We start from the raw sequence: 19,993 nt of genomic DNA, 5'->3' as shown, positions 1-19,993 counted from the left end.
GTTTTCGATCATCCTCAATGTTCTACATCTCTTTCTCTAATTACTTTTCGTCTTTTGATTCATTGTTTGTTGTTTTCATTTCATCAACTTTTTCAACATTAAATTTTACATAATCTTCAGGTTTGCTTTCATCTTCCGCAATATCTTCATCGTCTTTTTTTGGTAGACCTGTTTTTTTATGGTCCCCACTATCCTTGAGTGCCTTTTTATGTGCAGGAAGGTTCACCATATTTCCTTGCGATCTATTTTGCATTGGATCATTTACCATTGCATATTCCTCCTTCACTTCATTTGTTTTACAGCTACTTTTTCAACCGCTAACATGTCCTGATAACGTTTCATGAATGCTTCGAAGTTTTCATTCCCTTTTTTTGTCGGATCCAAAGAATAAGCTTCCTGGTGGCTGAAGACTTTTTTCGCTAAATAAGATTCAAGCGATTCATCAGGGTCTTTATTCACTAGGTAAGAAGCTAGTAATGCCATCCCCCACGGTCCACCTTCTCCGGCACTGTCCATGACAGAGACTGAAACATTCAAGGCATCCGCCATGAGTTGCTGCCCGACGTCTTTCGTTTTGAAATATCCGCCGTGACCCAGTAGCTGATCCACTGAGACATCTTCTTTTTTCGTTAAAATATCCATACCCAGTTTAAGGGTCGCTAACGCTGAATAGATATGTGTCCGCATGAAGTTAGCCAGATTCAACTTGCTGTCTGGCATCTGCATAAAGAGTGGACGCCCTTCTTCCAATCCGGTAATCGGCTCACCGGAATAATAGTTGCAGCTCATCAGCTGCCCGTTATCATCGTCGGCATCCATCGCTTTGTTGAATAAAGTGGTGAACAGTTTTTCTGAAGACACTTCTAAACCTAACGATTCAACGAGTTCTTTGAACAATTTGGCCCAAGCGTTAATGTCTGTAGTGAAATTGTTACAATGCACCATTGCGGTCGGTTTACCTGTTGGCGTCGTGACCATATCGATTTCAGTATAAAAATCGTTCAATGCTTCTTCCAGAACGATCATGGAGAACACTGAGGTTCCGGCAGACACATTACCTGTACGTTCTGCCACACTGTTCGTTGCGACCATCCCTGTTCCTGCATCGCCTTCGGGTGGACACAACACACTCCCCGCTTCTAATTTCCCAGAGGGATCAAGTAATTCAGCACCATATTCAGTTAAATACCCGGCAGATTTTCCAGCGGTAAGAACATTTGGAAAGACATCAAGCAATTTCCAGTCTTTTTCGTATGCTACTGTTTTTTCTTCAAATAACTGAACCATGTTCTGATCAAACTGGCCTGTTTCGCTGTCGATTGGGAACATGCCAGATGCTTCGCCAACACCTAGAATTTTTTCGCCAGTCAGTTTCCAATGCACATAGCCCGCCAGCGTTGTGACAAAATCGATATCTTGGATATGGTTTTCTTTGTTCAGCAGTACCTGGTAAAGATGCGAAATGCTCCAGCGCTGTGGAATGTTGAATGAGAACAGTTCAGTCAACTGACTTGCCGCTGCTTCCGTATTGGTGTTTCGCCATGTTCGAAAAGGAACTAAAAGATTCTCATCTATATCAAAAGCTAGATATCCGTGCATCATGCCTGAAAAACCGATGCCATCGATTTGGCTCAACGGTTCACCGTAATTTTTTTTATATTCTTCAGCTAACTCTTTGTACGCTGCTTGGAGACCAGACCATACATCATCTAGGCTATAGGTCCAGAAACCATCGATGAGCTGGTTTTCCCATTCATGAGCGCCACTGACCAAAGCTTCGAACCGATCATCGATCAAAACAGCTTTGATACGTGTGGAACCAAACTCTATGCCTAACACTTTTTTTCCTTGGATACTCTTTTGTATCGTCATATTCTCATCCTTCACTTCACTCTATTTGGTATTGAAATGGGAGATACTCGAAAGAGTATCCCCTAATTCCGTCAATTCTTAGTCAATAACGACTGTTTCCAAATCAACCATTTTAGCCCAATCCAAAATCACTTCCGGGTCAAGTGCTAAAGTCGCAACGGTATGGTGGCCGCCTCCAGCTTCGATCCATCTTTTAATACTGGTTTTGAAGTCTGGCTTTGGTTTCCAGATGACGCGGGCAACCGGTAAGTTGGGTGCTTCTTCTTCAGGTGTTACCGCTTCAAAGGTATTCAGCATCAATCTGTAATGCGTACCTAAATCAAGCATGGAAATCGCAAAACCTTCGCCCGCTTTTCCATCAAAGACCAGGCGTGCAGGTGCTTCTTTACCACCAATACCCAGCGGATTAACCACGACGCGCGGTTTCGTCTCAGCAAATGTCGGATCGACTTCCAGCATGTGTGACTGAACGATGTATTCATTTCCTTTTGTAAAGTTATAAGTATAATCTTCCATAAATCCGGTCGATTCGTTATTTGTCATGGCTTTAACTAAGCGGTCGAGTGCGGCAGTTTTCCAGTCGCCTTCTCCGGCAAAACCGTACCCTTCAGCATTCAAACGTTGCACAGCCATACCCGGCAATTGTTTCATACCATGCAGATCTTCAAAATTTGACGTAAAGGCTGTATAGCCACCCTTCTCTAAAAAGCGACGCAGAGCTATTTCGATTTTGATTTGTTCTTTAACATGTCCTTCGTAAAAATCAGCCTCATTCTCGCCCGGATTCATGTCATAAAGTTCTTGGCATTCATTATAAGTAGATTGGATTTCTTCGTCCGACACTTTATCCATTTCAGCGACTAAATCCCCGATACCAAAGTAGTCTACCGTCCAGCCGAACTGAATGGCTGCTTCCACTTTATCGCCTTCAGTAACTGCGACATTGCGCATATTGTCACCAAAACGAGCGACTTTGATATTTTGAGATACAGCATGACCAACGGCCGATACCATCCAATTGTTTATCTCTTTGTGCACATCCGGATCCTGGTAATGTCCGACAACGACTTTGTTTTTGATATTCAAGCGCGCGTTAATGAAACCATATTCTCTGTCTCCATGAGCACTTTGATTCAAATTCATGAAGTCCATATCAATGGTTTTCCAAGGGATCTCTTTATTGAACTGTGTGGAAAAATGTAGCAGAGGTTTCTGAAGCAGTTTTGTTCCTGGAATCCACATTTTTGCTGGTGAAAAAGTATGCATCCAAGTAATGACCCCAGCCACTTCATCCTGATAATTGACGTCTTTCATTACGTCTTTGATTTCGTCTGCCGTTGTGACGAGCGCTTTGAATTTGATTGGAAAAGAAAAGTTTCCTTCTTCATTTAATGCAGCCACGATTTCTTTACCGTGTGACTCGACTTCACTTAATGCTTCTGGTCCGTACAAATGTTGGCTCCCAACCACAAACCAGAATTCTCTGTTTTTTGTCTTTAACATGCTGGCACTTCCTAATCTCTATATTTTTTATTGTCCATAGTAGGCATTCTTGCCGTGTTTTCTTAAATAGTGTTTATCTAGTAAGGCCTGATCCATACGTACTGATTCACTTTTCAACTGCATCCCATGATACGTCATTTGAGCGACCTGCTCCAAAACCACTGAATTGTAGACTGCATTTTCAGGGTCATTTCCCCAGGTGAATGGTCCATGATCGTTGACCAAAACCCCTGGGATCTGGTTGGGATCGATCTTTCGTTCTGAAAATGTTTCGATAATGACTGAACCGGTCTGCTTTTCATAGTCCGTCTCAATTTCTCCTTGCTTCATGGCGCGAGTCACCGGAATATCTCCGTAAAAATAATCGGCATGCGTCGTTCCGGCAGCGGGTAAGTCTACACCTGCTTGAGCGAAACTGACCGCCCAGGGAGAATGCGTATGAACAACGCCACCGATATCTTTGAAGTGTTTGTACAATTCAATATGCGTGGCGGTATCACTTGATGGTTTAAGCTCTCCCTCGACTACATTCCCTTGGAAATCGACCACTACCATTTTTTCTCGTGATAACTCATCATAATCAACACCACTAGGTTTGATTACGATCAATTCTCTTTCGCGATCGATTCCGCTGACATTACCCCAGGTAAAAACGACTAACCCGTGTTTTGGTAAAGCCATATTCGCTTCAAAAACTTTTTGCTTTAAATGTTCTAACAAAGAATTATCTCCTCCCGTATGTATAGCATACATTTTATTAACAAACTGGTACGGACATGTCAGGATAGACTGGTAGCGTGTAGCTAACAGTTAGTGTACTAAATTTTCATTGATTCATAACATTGTTCTTGACTAAAATACGCGTGGACGTTCGTTTAATTAATTCAGGTTCAAAAATGTAAGTTTTTAACGGCGTCCCTTTTTCTACAAAATCAACAATTGCTTTGGCTGCCTGACGTCCTAATTTTTCTTTTGGATGTTTAATGGAGGTCAGTTTGACTGACGGCAACATAGTAGCATAAAAACTATCATCATGACTGACAACTGAAAAATCATTTGGACAATTCTTTCCAATATTCTGGATTTCTTTGATCAGCATGACGGCAATTTCGTCATTGTAGCAGACAAATGCAGTAGGCAGGTCTTCCTTAACTAACATTTCATGTAAAAGATCGGGTAAGATAACCTTCATTTCAGTATCGTATCTTAAGATGAAATTATTTGAAAAGGTTAATTTTGATTCATAAAGTGCTTTTAAATATCCTTTCAAGCGATTCTTCCCTTGCAAGTCATCACTTTTGGTAATAATACCAATGTTGGTATGACCCAAGTCTATCAAGTGATCTGTTGCCATTCTCCCAGCTTTTATATCATCCAAGGCCACAAACGGTAAATCTAGTTCCTCATAAGATGCGTTAAGCATTATGAGAGGTGTAGCTTTTTCGGATAATTCCAGATAATAGTTAAGATTGGGATTCATTAGATTACTTTTAGTGGGTTCTACAATGAGTCCATCGACATTTTGCTCAATCATACTTTCCAATGCTCCGCGTTCGTTATCAACATTGTTTCGTGTGCTGGAAAGCATCAGTGAATAATCATGTTTGGATAATTCCTCTTCGATACCACGTATGATAGAAGGGAAAATATAATCAGACAAGTAAGTCGTTATCACACCTATTGTCTTTTTTGTTGAAGGTTTCATATTCGTTTTATAATAATCACTAACAAACGTTCCAGATCCCTGTTGTTTTACTAGGTACCCTTCTTCGACCAGTTTTGCGATCGCCAAACGAATGGTATGTCGGCTCACATCAAATTGTTGTCTGAGTTCAGCCTCAGATGGAATCTTAGAACCTAGAACATAATCATTATTATTTATTTTTTCTTGGATATTCTTCTTGATCATAAGATATTTCGGTTCGTTTTGCATAATCCCACTCCTATATTGGTACGTACATATAGTGTACAACAATTATCAAATAAAATATACATGTATGATAATTTATTAAACTAACTTTCCAAAAAAATGTACGGCGGTTTTTATCATCCGTATATTCTTTTAGAGAGCAACTTTACCATTTCGAAATTGGACAACGCTTACCCTCTAAACTAACACGAAATAATGCATAACATCCACATTTTGTACACGTCTGATTTTTCAAAAAAGGACAACCTAGACAGATACGTAAACGTTCTTCCTTGATCCTCTCAGAAGTTAGATCTATTTCCAGACTCAATTGTTCTTCGATCAGTTCAATTTCATTTAAACTTGCGAGATTTTTTAACCTTTCACAACTTTCACAGCGGGTCATCGCTTATTCCTTGATCAGAATAGTTGATACGCTCATTGGGGGTAACGTAACAGCCATTTTTTTACCGTTGAGTTCATAATCTGAAAAAGCTACCACATTCACTTTATCTGTTTCTTCAAATGAATTATGTGCATCCATTTCATCAGCTACCACTATCCATCCTTCAGTCTCACCAGATAATTCTTTTTCAAAAGACAAGTCGATCGTTTTTGTTTCTTTAGTATCGTAGTTACACAATGATATTGCGATTTGACCATTTTTCTTAGATACTGTTAAATCGATGTTTTCCTGTGTTTCACCATAGGTATCTACAAACGTGGCATCCTGATGATGCTTATATAAATCAAACACATGATACGTTGGTGTTTTGATCATTTTTTCGCCTTCAGTTAGAAGCATTGCCTGGAGAACGTTGACCATCTGTGCAATATTAGCCATTTGGACACGATCAGCATGACGGTGGAAAATATTCAGTGTCAAACTAGCTACCATGGCATCTCGAATCGTATTTTGCTGGTACAAGAAACCTGGATTGGTTCCTTTTTCAACATCCAGCCATGAGCCCCATTCATCAACAATCAAACCAACACGTTTTTCAGGATCATATTTATCCATAATAGTCGAATGCTTTGTAATCAGTTCATCCATTTTCTTGGCACTATCGATGAGGGAGTACCACTCTTTCTCAGGGAATCCAGTTGCTGGACGTTTATCTTCCCACACATCGGCTAAAGCGTAATGATGCAAACTGATACCATCCATAAAGGGTGCAGCTATTTTCATGACCTGTTCCATCCAATTATAATCATCAATGTTTGGACCGCAGGCGATTTTGTAAACATGTTCTTTCGTATAATCTCTCACGTACGTCTGATAACGGCGATACAAGTCAGCATAATAGTCCGGACGCATATTGCCGCCACAGCCCCAGCTTTCGTTTCCGACTCCAAAGAATTTTAGATCCCAGGCTTTTACACTACCATTTTCTTTACGCAGCTTAGCCATCGGAGACTCGCCTTCGAATGTCATGTACTCGACCCATTCCTGCATTTCCTGAACGGTGCCACTCCCTACGTTACCGTTGACGTAAGCATCTGCGTCTAACAGTTCCAGTAAATGGAAGAATTCATGGGTACCGAAGTGATTATTTTCTACGATACCGCCCCAATGGGTGTTGACCATTGTTTTTCTGTTTTCGTTAGGACCGATACCATCTTTCCAGTGGTACTCATCGGCGAAACATCCTCCCGGCCAACGTACAACAGGGACATTGATCTGTTTTAAAGCTTCAACAACGTCTAACCTTATTCCTTTATCATTAGGAATAGCTGAGTCTTCACCTACCCAGACCCCTTCATATATACAGCGCCCTAAATGCTCCGCAAATTGTCCATAAATATATTTGCTGATCATTGGCCCTTTTTTATTTGTTGAGACGTTTATAGTCATATATTATTTGCTCCTTTGCATTTTATTGAGTTCTGATGCCCCATACCATTTCGTTGTTATCTCCATAAGCCGAAAATACGATTCTCATTTCATCATTCTCATCAGGTTGTTTAGTCATCACACCACTATAACTTACACCGTTTATACTCAGGGTCAGATACCCTTCAGCGTCAGTCCATTCACCCGCTATATCACCTGTGATTTTTCCATCTGACGTTAACTCAATAATTGAAGGTTCAATCATATCTGTAGCATTGGTTGTTCCAAAATTGAGGTATTCGTATTCTCCCCCAATTTCTTGTGAAGAGACTTGCCCTAATTCCGCCAGCACGCCACGGTATTCAAAAGGTAATTGGACTGGCCAATCATCCTTATTTTTCACCATCTGATGTACACGCACCTCGTGCATTTCATTCCCACTGTCGAAACGAGTATGGAAGACATTGAACCAATTATTGCTATCATCTATGACAACTGAATTATGGCCCGGTGCTCTGTAACCACCACTATTTAATCCACTGAAATTATAGTTTCCGGAAAGTTTGATTCCATAATTCTCATTGATATCCCCGGCTTCGATGATGCCTGTGTTATCCTTCATGTCCAAATAAGGTCCATATACATTCTCTGATCTAAATAAACGCATATTATAGCCACCTTGAGCTGTTAAGCCACCATAAGTCAAGAACAAGTAATAATAGTCAGATTCTTCATCAAAAACGATATAGGGTCCTTCACCGGATTGATGGAATCCTCCGGACAACTTGGTTCCAAAATATCTGTCGATTGTTCTGCCATCTTGAGTCGTGCCATCTTCACCTGGGTAAAGGGGGATCCCCGTTTTTTCATCTAGTTCAAGTAAATGAGTACCTCCAGACCAGGAACCATATACTAACATCAACTTGCCGTCTTCATCGTAAAACGGAGCCGGATCGATAGCGTTTGGAGCATAGTCTGTATTGTATTCTCTTTCTCCATTTCGTACCCATTCCTCTTTGAATTCAGAAACAATTCCCTCTTCAATCAATTCAGGTAAATGGGTCCCTTCATAGTGAGTGTTTCTCATGCTCCCATCGGTAGAATCTTTTGAAGTGAAACCTGAGTATATAATCGTATCTACATAAGTATAAGGTCCTTCAATATCTTGAGACGCCACCAAGGCTATCGCTGAACGTCTCCATGTCGAACTTGCTGAGTAAAAGAGTAAGTATGCACCTTTATCCCCATTCGCCCATTCGAACTTTTCATTCCAAATGGCGTCTGGTGCCCAAAGGTTGAACCCTCCGGCCGAATCAGCATCATCATGCCCAGCCCATTCAAATGTTTCTTTCAACGTATCAGCGGCGTTTCCTAATAAAATATTGTCTTCCATATTTTCATAATCACTGTACTGAGGGACTTCCCAATTTAGAAAGTCTGTTGTTTTGGCTTGCGAAATGTGCGTGCCAAAAACGTAATAGACCTTTTCGCCATCTTTATTTGTTACCAGAGTCGCTGCCGGATCATGGATAGAAACCCTATCCATTGCTCGTGTTTCCCATGCTTTTGTTTCTGGAGGCTCTACGTTACTTGATGATCCCATACATCCACTCACTCCTAAAGTCACTAAAATTAAAAGAACTAGTTTTAAAAAAAATGATTTAATTCTCTGCATTTGGCGTATCCTTCCCGTGATCAATTGACTGCAGGAGACCCAGGTTCTCCGAAAACTGGAAACCCATTTTCATCCCATCCGAAGATTTGAGCATTTGCGTGACGATCAGGATTGTCCAAGGGATCTCCTTCTTTATTTTTTTCAGGACGCGCATGAAAAATCAACACGTCATACTTATCATCCTCTGATTTTGTAAAAGAATTATGGCCGGGACCATAAAGGCTATTCTCTTCAGAAGAAACGAAAACCGGGTGTTCTGATTTATGCCAGGAATAACCATCCAGCAAATCACTCTCAGCATCTGCCCAAAGGAGTCCCATTGCATAATTTTCGTCAGTGGCACTAGCAGAATAAGTAATGAACAGCTTATCATCATTTTTAATGACAGCGGGTCCTTCGTTGACCAAAAATCCAATTTTTTCCCATTCGAACTCTGGAATACTGAGAAGTGTGGCTTGCCCCTTTAATGTCCAGGGATTTTCCATTTCTGAAATATACAGATTTGAATTGCCTGGAATTGCCGGATCTTTTTGAGCCCAGACATAATACAGCGTATCATCGTGTTCAAAAGTCGTTGCATCCAAGCAAAAACTATTGATATGTGTTTCGACCTGTCCTTTTTCAACCCAATCATCTGTCATTGGATCGTCTTCCGAACACTCGATGGCGTACATACGGTGTTGAAAAATTTCATTTTTTGGTTTATCTGAGGGTGCTGCGGCAAAATAAATATACCACTTGTTATTGATGTAGTGAATTTCAGGCGCCCAGATCAACTGGCTCATTTCTCCTGATTCGTGAGCATTCCAGACCGTTACTTTTTCTGCATTTTCTAAATCATTTAAATTTTTGGCTCTTCTTAATTCTATCGACTGATATCCTGGAACAGAACCGGTAAAATAATAAAAGCCGTCGTTATGTTTATACACCCATGGATCCGCTCTCTCAGGAACAATAGGATTTGTGTAATCGTATTCTTTTGACAACATGATCACTCCGTAAATTTAATTAATCGTTTTTCTTCTAAACCGAACATATTTAATCGTCTCGTTAGTTCTAATAATCCCACTGGATATATTAGAACTACTCCCACTGGATAAAAAATCACTAATACTGAAACCGTGAAGATCAACAATAAATTGAAAAAGGTTACTTTCAAGTTCAAGAAAGGGGCACCGATAGCCAACTTGATTTTATCACGTACTGCTCCTGAGGTTAGTTGAAGTACTGGTAATAAAAACAGAACATGGACGAACGTGAAAACAGAATATATCACTGTGATGTAGATTAAAAGATTGAGTTCTTCAACTTTAAAAACGATGTTCAAATTAAGAACCATAAAACCTATAACAACACTGTATAAAGCAGAAAGTTTCCAATACTTTTTCACATTCATTTTGTACAACCTTACAAATTGCTTGGTCATCGCTTTTAGTGATTGATGTCTATTATAAAAGTCTTCATCGGCCAATATCATCTGAACAGTTAAAGAAGATGGTATGAGACCGAAAAATACAAGTCCCGTCAACACACCTATGAACCAAAGCACATTAAGATAGATATAATACATCCCTACTTCTAAAAAACCCATTATCTTCTCCGGCATATCTTACTCCCTCCTTCCTATAAAAGCTTATTATCCTTTTACGCCACTTAACGCAACGTTTTCTATAATTTGTTTCTGGAAAACAATAAATATAATCAAAACAGGTAATAAAGAAATAACCGATGCAGCCATAATCAACGGATAATCCGTTTGAATGGCATAGGTCGCATTTAAGTTTGCTATTACTACTTGCAATGTTAATTTATCAGGACTTCTTAAATATAATAAAGGCGCAAGATAGTCATTCCAGGCAGCCATGAACCACAAAATAAATTGTGCTGCAATAGCTGGCTTGATTGCAGGTACGATCAACTTATAAAACATCTGGAAATACCCTGCACCATCTATTTTTGCTGCTTCAACGATCGAATCGGGTATGTTGGATAAATATTGTTTCAAGAAGAAAATCATTATAATGTTACCAAACAAACCGGGTATAATTAGTGGTAAAAGCGTGTCTACCCAACCGATTTGAGAGAAAATCGCAAACTGAGGTATCATAATACTTGGATATGGAATCATGATTCCAGCAAGCAGCAATAAGAATAGAAGATTCTTGAAAGGCAATCTTAATTTCGCAAAAGAAAAAGCTGCCAAACTAGACGTAAATGACCCTATGATGGTTACTGTAAATGACACTATCAAGGAATTTCTTATCCCACTCCATAGTGTATCGATTTCTAATAATCGTTGAAAGGGTTCAAATGTAATCGGATCCGGTATCCACTCAGGAGGAAGAGCAAAAACGCTGCTTCTTTCCTTAAATGCAGTGGACAACATCCATATAAGTGGCGCTATCATTACAACTGATCCTATGAGTAAAATAGTAAAGATAATGATATTTCCTATTTTAGATTCTCTTTTCATTTTATATCATCCTTAATCTAGTTTATAGCTGGATTTTCTGTCCATGTAAAATTGTAATGCAGTTATGGTAAAGATCAATAACCCTAAAACAACAGACATTGCTGAAGCATAGCCCATCTTCCAGTAATTGAACGCTTGCTGCCATAAATACCAGACTAGTGTTGCAGAAGAATACATTGGTCCTCCAGTTGGAGTCATGATATTGATTTCAGTAAACATCTGTGCACCACCGATGATATTTGTCACGATCAAGAAGAAAGTAACGGGTTTTACCATTGGCCAAGTAATATATACAAGACGCTGGAAGGAAGATGCGCCGTCCAATGATGCTGCTTCATAGAAAGTTCTAGGCACACTCTGTATGGCTGCTAAATATAAAAGCATTGAATATCCCAGCCCTTTCCATACTGTCATCAAAATAATAGCCGGCTTGATCGTAGCTGTATTTTGCAGCCAATTGGGTCCGTCAATGCCAATATAAGCTAAAGCCTGGTTAAATAAACCAAAATCACCGTTATAAGCCCACTGCCATAAAATCGAAATGGCTGCTAATGAAGAAACAACAGGAATGTAATAGATTACTCTGAAAGTGTTTTTACCTGGAATTTTTCTATTTAATGCTAATGCCAGTAAAAAAGACAATGTCAAGCCTATAGGAATACCTAACATCAGATAAAATGTATTGCCTAAGGTTGTCCAAAAATAGCTGTCAGAAAACAAATTGCGATAATTCTCTAAACCGATAAATGACATTTGTCTTAATCCATTCCAGTTTGTAAAAGAAGCATAAAAACTGATAAGTAACGGGACTAAAGCAAATAACATAAACCCAATGACTGGTGGTAAAACAAAAATCAAAGCATATCGATGTTCATTTTTAAATAAATTGCTTTTTCTTTTACGAGTAAAAGTTGAAATCCCCTCGCTTACTTCAGTATGGCTTTCATTCATGAGCTTGACCTCCTAATTAGAATATTAGGCTATCAATGCTGATAGCCCAATACATTCTAATAAAAATTATTGTTTTGATTGTTCATGTTGAGTAATAGATTGATCTAATAAATCCTGCATTCTTGGTTGGATAGTTTCTAAATATTCCTCTGCTGTCATATCTCCATCCACCACAGGTTGTATGTTTACAAAGAATTCATCATACCATTCTGAAGTATATGTTTTGGCTGCAGGTAAATTCCTACCATAATCACCAGCAATATCTAAGAATTCTTGTTTATTGTTTGGTAAAGACTCTGTATCTGATGCCCACTCTTCAGCGACTTCGATATTATTTGGAATCTGAATGTTTGCTTCAACTAACATTTTCTGAGCTTCTGAATTAGCTGAAAGATAAGAGGCCAATTCGACTGCTGCTTCCGGATGTTCTGTAGATTCAGAAACTGCAATTCCCAGTGAGCCTAACCATGTAGCAGATTCACCCGTTGACCCTGCTGGCCAAGGCATTAAATCATATTCAAAATCCAATTCATTAAACGTACTCATATCCCAAGGTCCGACCGGGAAGAAAGCAATTTCGCCATTCATAAATCTTTGGTAAGTATCAAGTGTCTGAGCTTGTTCAACTGAAGGTGTTAATCCGTGAACATTCTGTATATCCGCGAAGTACTGTAAAGCTTCTGCAAATTCAGGAGTGTTTACTGTTACTTCTGTTAAATCATCATTCAAGAAGCTAGCTCCATTGCTCCAGACAAAAGACTGTAATGACCAGTTAACGTTCAAACCTGTAGCCCACTGATTTTCAGAAGTCAATTCCTTCCCGACTTCAATAAATTCATCCCAAGTATAAGGTATATCGTTATCCGGTAATTCTATACCATCTGCTTCAAACATGGTTTTGTTATAGCCAAGAGCAAAAGGACCGACGTCTTTAGGCAGGGCATATAGTGAACCTTCACCAATTTTTTCGCCGTCATAACGGTAACTGTCTAAACCATATTGCCAGATATTATCTAAATCTACATCAATATTTTCAACATCTTCTGTTATGTCTCTAAGTATTCCATTATCTACGTAAGCCATGACATCACCTTGACCAACATAGAATACGTCAGGTATGTCATTACCAGAAATAGATGCCTGAAGCTGAGTGGCATACTGATCTGGGTCAGTAGCTATAACATCAACTGAGACGTTTGAGTTTTCTTCTTCGAATGCAGCAATTGCTAAATCATATGCATCTCTTTCATCAGTACCACCACGGAACATAAAGGTTAAATTGATATTTTCTTCACTTCCGCTAGTACTGTTACCTTCTTCTGAAGCAGTAGAGCCTTCTTCATCCGTTGCTCCACCACATGCCGATAAAACTAACGCACTTGCTAAAACAAATCCATTTGATAAAACTCTTTTTGACCAATCCATTTTTCATTCCTCCATATTTATATATATTTTAAATAAAAAATTAATACAACTAACGAATTACTACTCATTATAACTTCAAATTACCATTCCCTTCTTTAAAAATACACTTTCAATCATAAATGGTACGTACATTTACAACTAAAGCATCACTCCTCATATTAATAAATATCAATATAACCATAGGTATATCTTTACAAAGTGTGTAAAATACCTATTAATAGTACTTTTTAAACATTTTTTATGCATCATACAACCTAAATGATACAATTAAAAGTATGGTATCTCTTTTTTAATTACTTTTATTATATTAATTGATCATTTAATTGTACGTACCTTTAAAGATAATATAGCACTACTTTTAGAGAAGTGCAACCGTTTTCTTTAAAAAATAAAATATTTTAATTATTTATAAGACAATTGACTCATAAAGGGATGAGTTTTCAAGCTACTACTCTTGTGTCATAAGTTTTGCATCATTAATTTACAAATCAGTTACTTTAGAAGTTTTTTTTACAATCATAGTTAATAAAATTTATACATTTATTTTTTGTATATCCCTCTGACAAAATTACAGACCAATTCAATAAAAAGCAGTGTCTTTAATTTTTCTGATGGGAGGGTGCCTCGAAGAATGCGTATTCTTCAAAAGACCTCTCTATTCCATCTTTTTAAGGCAGGTCAAATACTAAATCATTAATAATAGTCATCATATCTTTTTCCATTACTGTAACCATCGCTCCATTTCTGGACGGATGTTCTGCGGTACAAAACCCAGTATACTAAGGTATTTCTTCTCCGTTTAAAAAACCGGGGTCAAATTGCGTTTCGTTATTTTATCTTGCCTAAGAAATCTCCTTATTTATCTCTCATGTAGCCATATAACTTGAATTTGCCAGCTGGTGTGTCAATAATGGTAACCGAAACGATTGAAACTTTATCAAGGACATAGTATAAATGACACTTGCCATCTGGACCTGCTGTAATATCAAGCGCATATTGGTACATTGCGGCACTTCCATTTAATGGGTCATCTTTTTCTTAAATGCTTCCCTTTCATATTTCCAGTCTGACAAATCATCAACTAGAGCCATTCAGCACACATAGTCATTCAAACACAAAAATTTTTCCATCAGAAATATATTCCCAGGATAGCAGATGGTGGAATGAAGCCTTATTTATTAATCTCCACGACTAATTAGTTTATTTTAAAAAAACTGAAATCTTATATCATTTTGACTAGAAATGATAAAGATTTCAGTTTATAAATGGTATCGCTGGGACATTTACTTCATAATTTTTTATTTATATGACAGACGAATCATGTTCCATGACAATGGCTTGATTTCTCCGGAAACTAAATTGTTATTTACATTAAAGGATTCATTATTTTTTATTTCCATTGACTCATGATTAGTATCTGTCGTGAGTTTTATATCGTAACCGGCCAATTCTGTTGCCTCAATAATTGACAAGCCTTCAAAATCATTCAGTTGCACATCGAATGAGAGTCTATCCTTTTCAGATCTATTGACTGCAAAAACAACTACTTCCTGACTTTCTTCATTCAATATCACTGTTGATTCTACAAACGGTACTTCTTTGAAATCTTTTGAATCATACGTCGGACTATCTGATTGAACAGTTAACACTTTACCGCGACCGAAATTGGACGCCTGCATAAATGGATAGAATGTCGGTTGTTTCCATACTTCGCCGTCTTTGATCGTCATGATAGGCGCAATAACATTTACTAATTGAGCTAAACAGGCAATTTTAACTCTGTCTGCGTTATTTAATAAAGTGATGATTCCGAGACCCACTAGTAAGGCATCTTCAAAGTTATAAATATCTTCAAGTAAAGGCGGTGCGATATCCCAAGGTTGACGTTTCGCATCAGCATCTTTTGAGTGATACCAGACGTTCCATTCATCAAATGATAAATTGATTTTTTTGTCTGAACCTTTTTTTGCTTTGACCGCATCACAGATGGAGACAACGTCTTTAATGAAGTGATCCATTTCACGTGATTTCGCCAAGAAATTAGGTAGATCATTGTCGAAGTTTTCCCAATAAAGATGCAGGGATAAGAAATCAACATGATCATACGCATGTTCCAGTACTGTATACTCCCACTCGCCGAATGTTGGCATTTTACTGCCGGAACTTCCGCAAAGGACCAGTTCAATTGAGTCATCGACCCATTTCATGACCTTGGCCGACTCGGCTGCTAAACGCCCATATTCGTCAGCTGATTTCGCACCGATCTGCCATGGGCCGTCCATCTCGTTGCCTAGACACCATGTCTTGATATTGTAAGGCTCTTTTGCCCCGTTCGCTTTTCTTAAATCACTCCAGTATGTTCCTCCCGGATGATTGCAATACTCGACAATATTTCTTGCAGCATCTACGCCGCGTGTTCCTAGATTGACGGCCATATTTACGTCGGTATTCGCTGATTTTGCCCACTTCATGAACTCTTGTAAGCCTACTTCATTCGTTTCAACAGACTTCCAGGCCAAATCCAGCCGCTTTGGCCGGTCTTCTTTCGGACCAATACCATCTTCCCAATTATAACCAGAAACAAAATTCCCCCCCGGATATCTTATAAGTGGGACATTCAGTTCATTGATAACATCGAGAACGTCTTGTCTAAAGCCTTCCTCATTTGCGGTCGGATGGCTCGGTTCATATATTCCTTCGTAAACGGCTCTTCCTAGATGTTCAATAAATGATCCGTAAATACGTTTATCGATTGTATCTAGAATTTGATTTTTACCTACCTTAACTGATGCTCTCATTTTTTTCCTCCCCTAAATTGGTACGTACCTTTAAAGCTAATATAGCACTGCCTCTTAAATAGCGCAATCGTTTTCCTAATGTTATCAAAACTAATTAGATTCATTAAATCGCTTACTTAGTAATATTGTAGACAATATTCGTGTTATAAGAATAAAGCCATTGCTACTTTATTGATGTGTCATTAATATTATAGACATATTTAGTTATACGAAGGATGTTTTTAATGGAAATTCAAATGGTACAAAATAAAGAAAGTGCAAAAAAATATTTATTCTTAATCACATGGCCTATTTTTATCGAAGTCTTTTTACAAATGCTGATGAAACTGACGGATGTCTTTATGTTGAGTTTTGTATCCGATGAAGCTGTGGCCGCGGTCGGTGTGGTCAATCAGTTGATGACGTTTATGTTCGTGCTCTTTAACTTTACTGCGATGGGCGCAGGCGTCGTTGTCTCACAATATGTCGGAGCGAAAAAACTCGACTCTGTGAAGAAGACGATCACGACAGCTTTAACGATCAACTTTTTGTTTGGCTTAAGCGTAAGTTTGTTAGTCGGTTTTAACAGAGCCTTTCTGATCAATTTGTTTTCATTGGAAGCAAATCTACTTGCGCACGCGAACAACTATATAGCTATCGTCGGATTTGCGCTATTTGCTCAAGCGATGATTTTGACCATCTCTTCTATACTACAAGCCATGGGCTATACGAAAGACGTCATGAAGTCTGTCCTCATCATGAATGTCCTTAATGTCTTTGGTAATTACGTCTTTATCTTTGGGGCTCTTGGCTTCCCGGAACTTGGCGTGACGGGTGTTGCCATTTCAACGGCTGCTGTCAGAATCGTCGTGATGATAGGCATGTTGGTTATATTATTCAAACGCTCCCCTGTAGCCATCTCTTTTAAATCTTTTTTCAAAATGGAAAAAGATTTTGCAGATAAAATATTAGGGATCGGTATCCCTTCTGCCGGCGAGCAGTTATCCTACAACATGAGCCAAATCGCGTTGACTGTTATGATCACTACTCTCGGCGCAACGGCACTGGCTACGCGCGTTTATATTTTCAGTTTCATGTCGGTGCTGACGGTCTTCTCACTGGCCATAACTAAAGGGATGCAAATCTTCATCGGACAACTTGTCGGCGCACAAAAACAAGAAGATGCCTACCACTACATGTTGGCGGGTCTTAAAGTCGCCCTCGTTATCACGCTTATTATCGGCAGTTTTTTCGCCGTGTTTGGTACACAAATATTCAGTTTATTCAGTTCCAATCCGAACATCATTGCTTTAGGTTCAGTGATCTTGATCATGGAATTGATCATTCAACCGGCACGAACGGGGAATCTAGTCATCATAAGCGCCTTGAGAGCCGCTGGAGATGCTAAGTTTCCTGTACTGATCGGTATCACAGTGATGTGGGGAGTCCTGGTGCCACTTGGCTATCTTTTCAGTATTCATCTGGGACTCGGTTTACCCGGCATCTGGATGGCGATGATCATAGATGAATGGATCCGAGCAAGTTTGATGTATCTACGATGGAAAAACAAGCGGTGGATTGGGAAATCACTGGTTTTATCACATTAAAACCCAAATATCTGAGAGGCTAGGACCATTGTTCCGGCCTCTTTTCTTATACCAGCACCATAACCAATAAAAACGGCAGGAAGTCAGATTTAAGCTGACTTCCTGCCGTTTTTATTAACCTTATTACACTTGTGCAAGCGTTGTGACGATATATTGGTTCAAGATAGATTTGATCACTTCAATGTTTCCAGATTCATTTTCGATCTTATCGATTCCGAAAGCATAGTCTTCTAATTGCTTGAAGTCGATATTGCCATCAACGATGTCTTTACCTATTCCCTGGTTGTAAGAGCTGTAACGTTTGTCGACGATAGAATCCAGTGCTTTATCATCGATCAGGCGTTGAGCCACTTTAGCACCGATAGCGAAGCTGTCCATACCTACGATGTGTGCTTTGAATAGATCTTCAGGTTTGAATGACGTACGGCGAACTTTAGCATCAAAGTTCAAGCCACCGCTTTTCAAGCCCCCATTTTTCAAGATCTCATACATTGCCAAGGTTGTCGAATATAAGTCTGATGGGAATTCATCTGTATCCCATCCTAAGTGTGGGTGACCCTGGTTGGCATCCACGGATCCCAGCATGCCATTGATACGTGCGTAATTTAATTCATGTTCGAAAGTGTGCCCGGCGAGTGTTGCGTGGTTTGCTTCGATGTTGAATTTGAAGACATCTTGCAAGCCGTATTTTTGTAAGAAGGCAAAACCATGAGCCACATCATAATCGTATTGATGCGTCGTTGGTTCTTTCGGTTTAGGTTCGATCAAGAATTGAGCATCGAAGCCGATTTCTTTTGCATAATCGTTTGCCATATGGAAGAAACGTGCCAGGTTGTCTAGTTCAAGACCCATATTAGTATTAAGTAAGCTTTCATAACCTTCACGTCCACCCCAGAATACGTAACTTTCTGCACCTAAACGTTTACCGACCTCCAAACCTTTTTTCACTTTAGCAGCTGAGTAGGCAAATACGTCTGCATTGTTTGAAGTAGATGCCCCGTGAACGAACATTGGATTGGAAAAGTTGTTGACTGTATTCCAAAGCAGTTTCACTTTGCTGTCTTTCATGTAATCTTCGATCATATCCACGATAATATCCTGATTCTCGAATGTTTCTTTCAAGTTCTTGCCTTCAGGAGCTATATCAGCGTCGTGGAAGCAGAAATAAGGAACACCTAATTTTTCGAAGAATTCAAAAGAGGCTTCAACACGTGCTTTTGCTTTTTCCATTGGATCAGTATATTTGTCCCAAGGACGTTGTGCTGTGCCGACACCAAATGGATCGTTTAAGTCTGCAGTAAAGGTATGCCAATAAGCCACGCCGAAACGCATAAGCTCCTCCATCGATTTACCGTTGATTTGTTCTTCAGGGTTGTAAAATTTAAAGGCCAATGGATCCTTTGAATGAGCACCAGCGTATTGAATTTTACTTACATTATCAAAATATGCCATGTATAAACGTTCTCCTCTCGATTGATAAATTGTTAGTTGGTTTAACTTACTAACAAACTATAACTTATTATGGAAACGGTGTCAACTGCTTGCACGAATAATTCGAATTATTTGCATAAGAATAACTTTAAAATCATATTGAAAGCGTTTTTTAAATACCTATGTTATACTTTCATCAAAATAAAGGAAAGGAGTTTTATATATGACAAATCGACCTTATTCAGCCCCTAATCCTAATCTTCCGGCAGACCTCCAAACAACTAAAAAAATTAAAGACGCCCTGCCCAAAGCTGAGGATGAAGTAGATAAAACCGAAATCGAAAAACAACTGGAATCTTCACCTGAAGATAACAAACCTTTTAATCTGGATAAAGTGGAAGATTTAATTAAAGCAAAAGAAGCAAAAGAAGTAACCAAAGATAAAAAAGAAAAGAAGAAAAGAAGAAAAATCATATCAAGAAAAAAAGATAAGTAAATATTGCTAGCAAAAAAGCCGTACCCGTTTATATAAACAG

General features: G+C 38.9%; 18 protein-coding genes. 2 read left to right on the top strand and 16 right to left on the bottom strand.

Annotated elements, in window-relative coordinates; all coding sequences use genetic code 11:
- Positions 1-40 precede the first annotated feature (40 nt).
- From ACO1PF_RS11010 to ACO1PF_RS10940, 15 genes are all read right to left on the bottom strand, one after another.
- Positions 41-268: a hypothetical protein gene (locus tag ACO1PF_RS11010; protein ID WP_423189105.1), complete on the bottom strand. Its 228-nt coding sequence runs from the start codon at positions 266-268 to the stop codon at positions 41-43.
- A 14-nt stretch (positions 269-282) separates the two neighbouring features.
- A complete protein-coding gene (locus tag ACO1PF_RS11005; protein WP_423189104.1) occupies positions 283-1,872 on the bottom strand; it encodes a xylulokinase in 1,590 nt (529 codons plus the stop codon).
- 78 nt (positions 1,873-1,950) lie between these two features.
- Complete coding sequence (gene araA, locus ACO1PF_RS11000; RefSeq protein WP_423189103.1) at positions 1,951-3,375, bottom strand: L-arabinose isomerase; 1,425 nt, start codon at positions 3,373-3,375, stop codon at positions 1,951-1,953.
- Between the two features lie 27 nt (positions 3,376-3,402).
- Entirely contained in the window at positions 3,403-4,095 is a 693-nt protein-coding gene (locus tag ACO1PF_RS10995) for an L-ribulose-5-phosphate 4-epimerase (RefSeq protein WP_423189102.1), read from the bottom strand.
- Between the two features lie 106 nt (positions 4,096-4,201).
- Complete coding sequence (locus ACO1PF_RS10990) at positions 4,202-5,308, bottom strand: GntR family transcriptional regulator (protein WP_423189101.1); 1,107 nt, start codon at positions 5,306-5,308, stop codon at positions 4,202-4,204.
- A 142-nt stretch (positions 5,309-5,450) separates the two neighbouring features.
- Complete coding sequence (locus ACO1PF_RS10985) at positions 5,451-5,690, bottom strand: DUF6171 family protein (protein WP_423189100.1); 240 nt, start codon at positions 5,688-5,690, stop codon at positions 5,451-5,453.
- A 3-nt stretch (positions 5,691-5,693) separates the two neighbouring features.
- Complete coding sequence (locus ACO1PF_RS10980; protein WP_423189099.1) at positions 5,694-7,139, bottom strand: alpha-N-arabinofuranosidase; 1,446 nt, start codon at positions 7,137-7,139, stop codon at positions 5,694-5,696.
- A 22-nt stretch (positions 7,140-7,161) separates the two neighbouring features.
- Complete coding sequence (locus ACO1PF_RS10975) at positions 7,162-8,721, bottom strand: glycoside hydrolase family 43 protein (protein WP_423189098.1); 1,560 nt, start codon at positions 8,719-8,721, stop codon at positions 7,162-7,164.
- Between the two features lie 92 nt (positions 8,722-8,813).
- Entirely contained in the window at positions 8,814-9,782 is a 969-nt protein-coding gene (locus ACO1PF_RS10970) for a family 43 glycosylhydrolase (protein WP_423189097.1), read from the bottom strand.
- 2 nt (positions 9,783-9,784) lie between these two features.
- Positions 9,785-10,399: a DUF624 domain-containing protein gene (locus ACO1PF_RS10965; protein ID WP_423189096.1), complete on the bottom strand. Its 615-nt coding sequence runs from the start codon at positions 10,397-10,399 to the stop codon at positions 9,785-9,787.
- Between the two features lie 30 nt (positions 10,400-10,429).
- Entirely contained in the window at positions 10,430-11,266 is an 837-nt protein-coding gene (locus ACO1PF_RS10960) for a carbohydrate ABC transporter permease (RefSeq protein WP_423189095.1), read from the bottom strand.
- Between the two features lie 12 nt (positions 11,267-11,278).
- Complete coding sequence (locus ACO1PF_RS10955) at positions 11,279-12,217, bottom strand: carbohydrate ABC transporter permease (protein ID WP_423189094.1); 939 nt, start codon at positions 12,215-12,217, stop codon at positions 11,279-11,281.
- A 66-nt stretch (positions 12,218-12,283) separates the two neighbouring features.
- On the bottom strand, positions 12,284-13,642 hold the full coding sequence (locus ACO1PF_RS10950) for an ABC transporter substrate-binding protein (protein ID WP_423189093.1): 1,359 nt from the start codon (positions 13,640-13,642) through the stop codon (positions 12,284-12,286).
- A gap of 855 nt (positions 13,643-14,497) precedes the next feature.
- On the bottom strand, positions 14,498-14,647 hold the full coding sequence (locus ACO1PF_RS10945) for a hypothetical protein (protein ID WP_423189092.1): 150 nt from the start codon (positions 14,645-14,647) through the stop codon (positions 14,498-14,500).
- A 293-nt stretch (positions 14,648-14,940) separates the two neighbouring features.
- Complete coding sequence (locus ACO1PF_RS10940; protein ID WP_423189091.1) at positions 14,941-16,440, bottom strand: alpha-N-arabinofuranosidase; 1,500 nt, start codon at positions 16,438-16,440, stop codon at positions 14,941-14,943.
- Positions 16,441-16,664: 224 nt separating this feature from the next.
- On the opposite strand from ACO1PF_RS10940, the gene ACO1PF_RS10935 reads away from it, so the two are divergent.
- Positions 16,665-18,026 (top strand): MATE family efflux transporter, encoded by a 1,362-nt coding sequence (locus ACO1PF_RS10935; protein ID WP_423189090.1) that lies wholly within the window; start codon positions 16,665-16,667, stop codon positions 18,024-18,026.
- Between the two features lie 123 nt (positions 18,027-18,149).
- Here ACO1PF_RS10935 and xylA read toward each other — a convergent pair whose 3' ends face one another.
- Complete coding sequence (gene xylA, locus ACO1PF_RS10930; RefSeq protein WP_423189089.1) at positions 18,150-19,478, bottom strand: xylose isomerase; 1,329 nt, start codon at positions 19,476-19,478, stop codon at positions 18,150-18,152.
- A gap of 202 nt (positions 19,479-19,680) precedes the next feature.
- Between xylA and ACO1PF_RS10925 the strand changes: the two genes are divergently transcribed.
- Complete coding sequence (locus ACO1PF_RS10925; protein ID WP_423189088.1) at positions 19,681-19,953, top strand: hypothetical protein; 273 nt, start codon at positions 19,681-19,683, stop codon at positions 19,951-19,953.
- The last annotated feature ends 40 nt before the right edge of the window (positions 19,954-19,993 follow it).

This window comes from Alkalibacterium sp. f15 (assembly GCF_049389645.1).
In the GTDB taxonomy this organism is placed as follows: domain Bacteria; phylum Bacillota; class Bacilli; order Lactobacillales; family Carnobacteriaceae_A; genus Alkalibacterium.
Note: the sequence above shows the minus strand (reverse complement) of the source record. Positions and strands in the feature narration are given on the sequence as shown.

Excerpts from the sequence above, each read along its gene's own strand:
- ACO1PF_RS11010 (WP_423189105.1), bottom strand. The coding sequence starts at position 268 with ATGGTAAATGATCCAATGCAAAATAGATCGCAAGGAAATATGGTGAAC.
- ACO1PF_RS11005 (WP_423189104.1), bottom strand. The coding sequence starts at position 1,872 with ATGACGATACAAAAGAGTATCCAAGGAAAAAAAGTGTTAGGCATAGAG.
- araA (WP_423189103.1), bottom strand. The coding sequence starts at position 3,375 with ATGTTAAAGACAAAAAACAGAGAATTCTGGTTTGTGGTTGGGAGCCAA.
- ACO1PF_RS10990 (WP_423189101.1), bottom strand. The coding sequence starts at position 5,308 with ATGCAAAACGAACCGAAATATCTTATGATCAAGAAGAATATCCAAGAA.
- ACO1PF_RS10985 (WP_423189100.1), bottom strand. The coding sequence starts at position 5,690 with ATGACCCGCTGTGAAAGTTGTGAAAGGTTAAAAAATCTCGCAAGTTTA.
- ACO1PF_RS10980 (WP_423189099.1), bottom strand. The coding sequence starts at position 7,139 with ATGACTATAAACGTCTCAACAAATAAAAAAGGGCCAATGATCAGCAAA.
- ACO1PF_RS10975 (WP_423189098.1), bottom strand. The coding sequence starts at position 8,721 with ATGGGATCATCAAGTAACGTAGAGCCTCCAGAAACAAAAGCATGGGAA.
- ACO1PF_RS10970 (WP_423189097.1), bottom strand. The coding sequence starts at position 9,782 with ATGTTGTCAAAAGAATACGATTACACAAATCCTATTGTTCCTGAGAGA.
- ACO1PF_RS10965 (WP_423189096.1), bottom strand. The coding sequence starts at position 10,399 with ATGCCGGAGAAGATAATGGGTTTTTTAGAAGTAGGGATGTATTATATC.
- ACO1PF_RS10960 (WP_423189095.1), bottom strand. The coding sequence starts at position 11,266 with ATGAAAAGAGAATCTAAAATAGGAAATATCATTATCTTTACTATTTTA.
- ACO1PF_RS10955 (WP_423189094.1), bottom strand. The coding sequence starts at position 12,217 with ATGAATGAAAGCCATACTGAAGTAAGCGAGGGGATTTCAACTTTTACT.
- ACO1PF_RS10950 (WP_423189093.1), bottom strand. The coding sequence starts at position 13,642 with ATGGATTGGTCAAAAAGAGTTTTATCAAATGGATTTGTTTTAGCAAGT.
- ACO1PF_RS10945 (WP_423189092.1), bottom strand. The coding sequence starts at position 14,647 with ATGTACCAATATGCGCTTGATATTACAGCAGGTCCAGATGGCAAGTGT.
- ACO1PF_RS10940 (WP_423189091.1), bottom strand. The coding sequence starts at position 16,440 with ATGAGAGCATCAGTTAAGGTAGGTAAAAATCAAATTCTAGATACAATC.
- ACO1PF_RS10935 (WP_423189090.1), top strand. The coding sequence starts at position 16,665 with ATGGAAATTCAAATGGTACAAAATAAAGAAAGTGCAAAAAAATATTTA.
- xylA (WP_423189089.1), bottom strand. The coding sequence starts at position 19,478 with ATGGCATATTTTGATAATGTAAGTAAAATTCAATACGCTGGTGCTCAT.
- ACO1PF_RS10925 (WP_423189088.1), top strand. The coding sequence starts at position 19,681 with ATGACAAATCGACCTTATTCAGCCCCTAATCCTAATCTTCCGGCAGAC.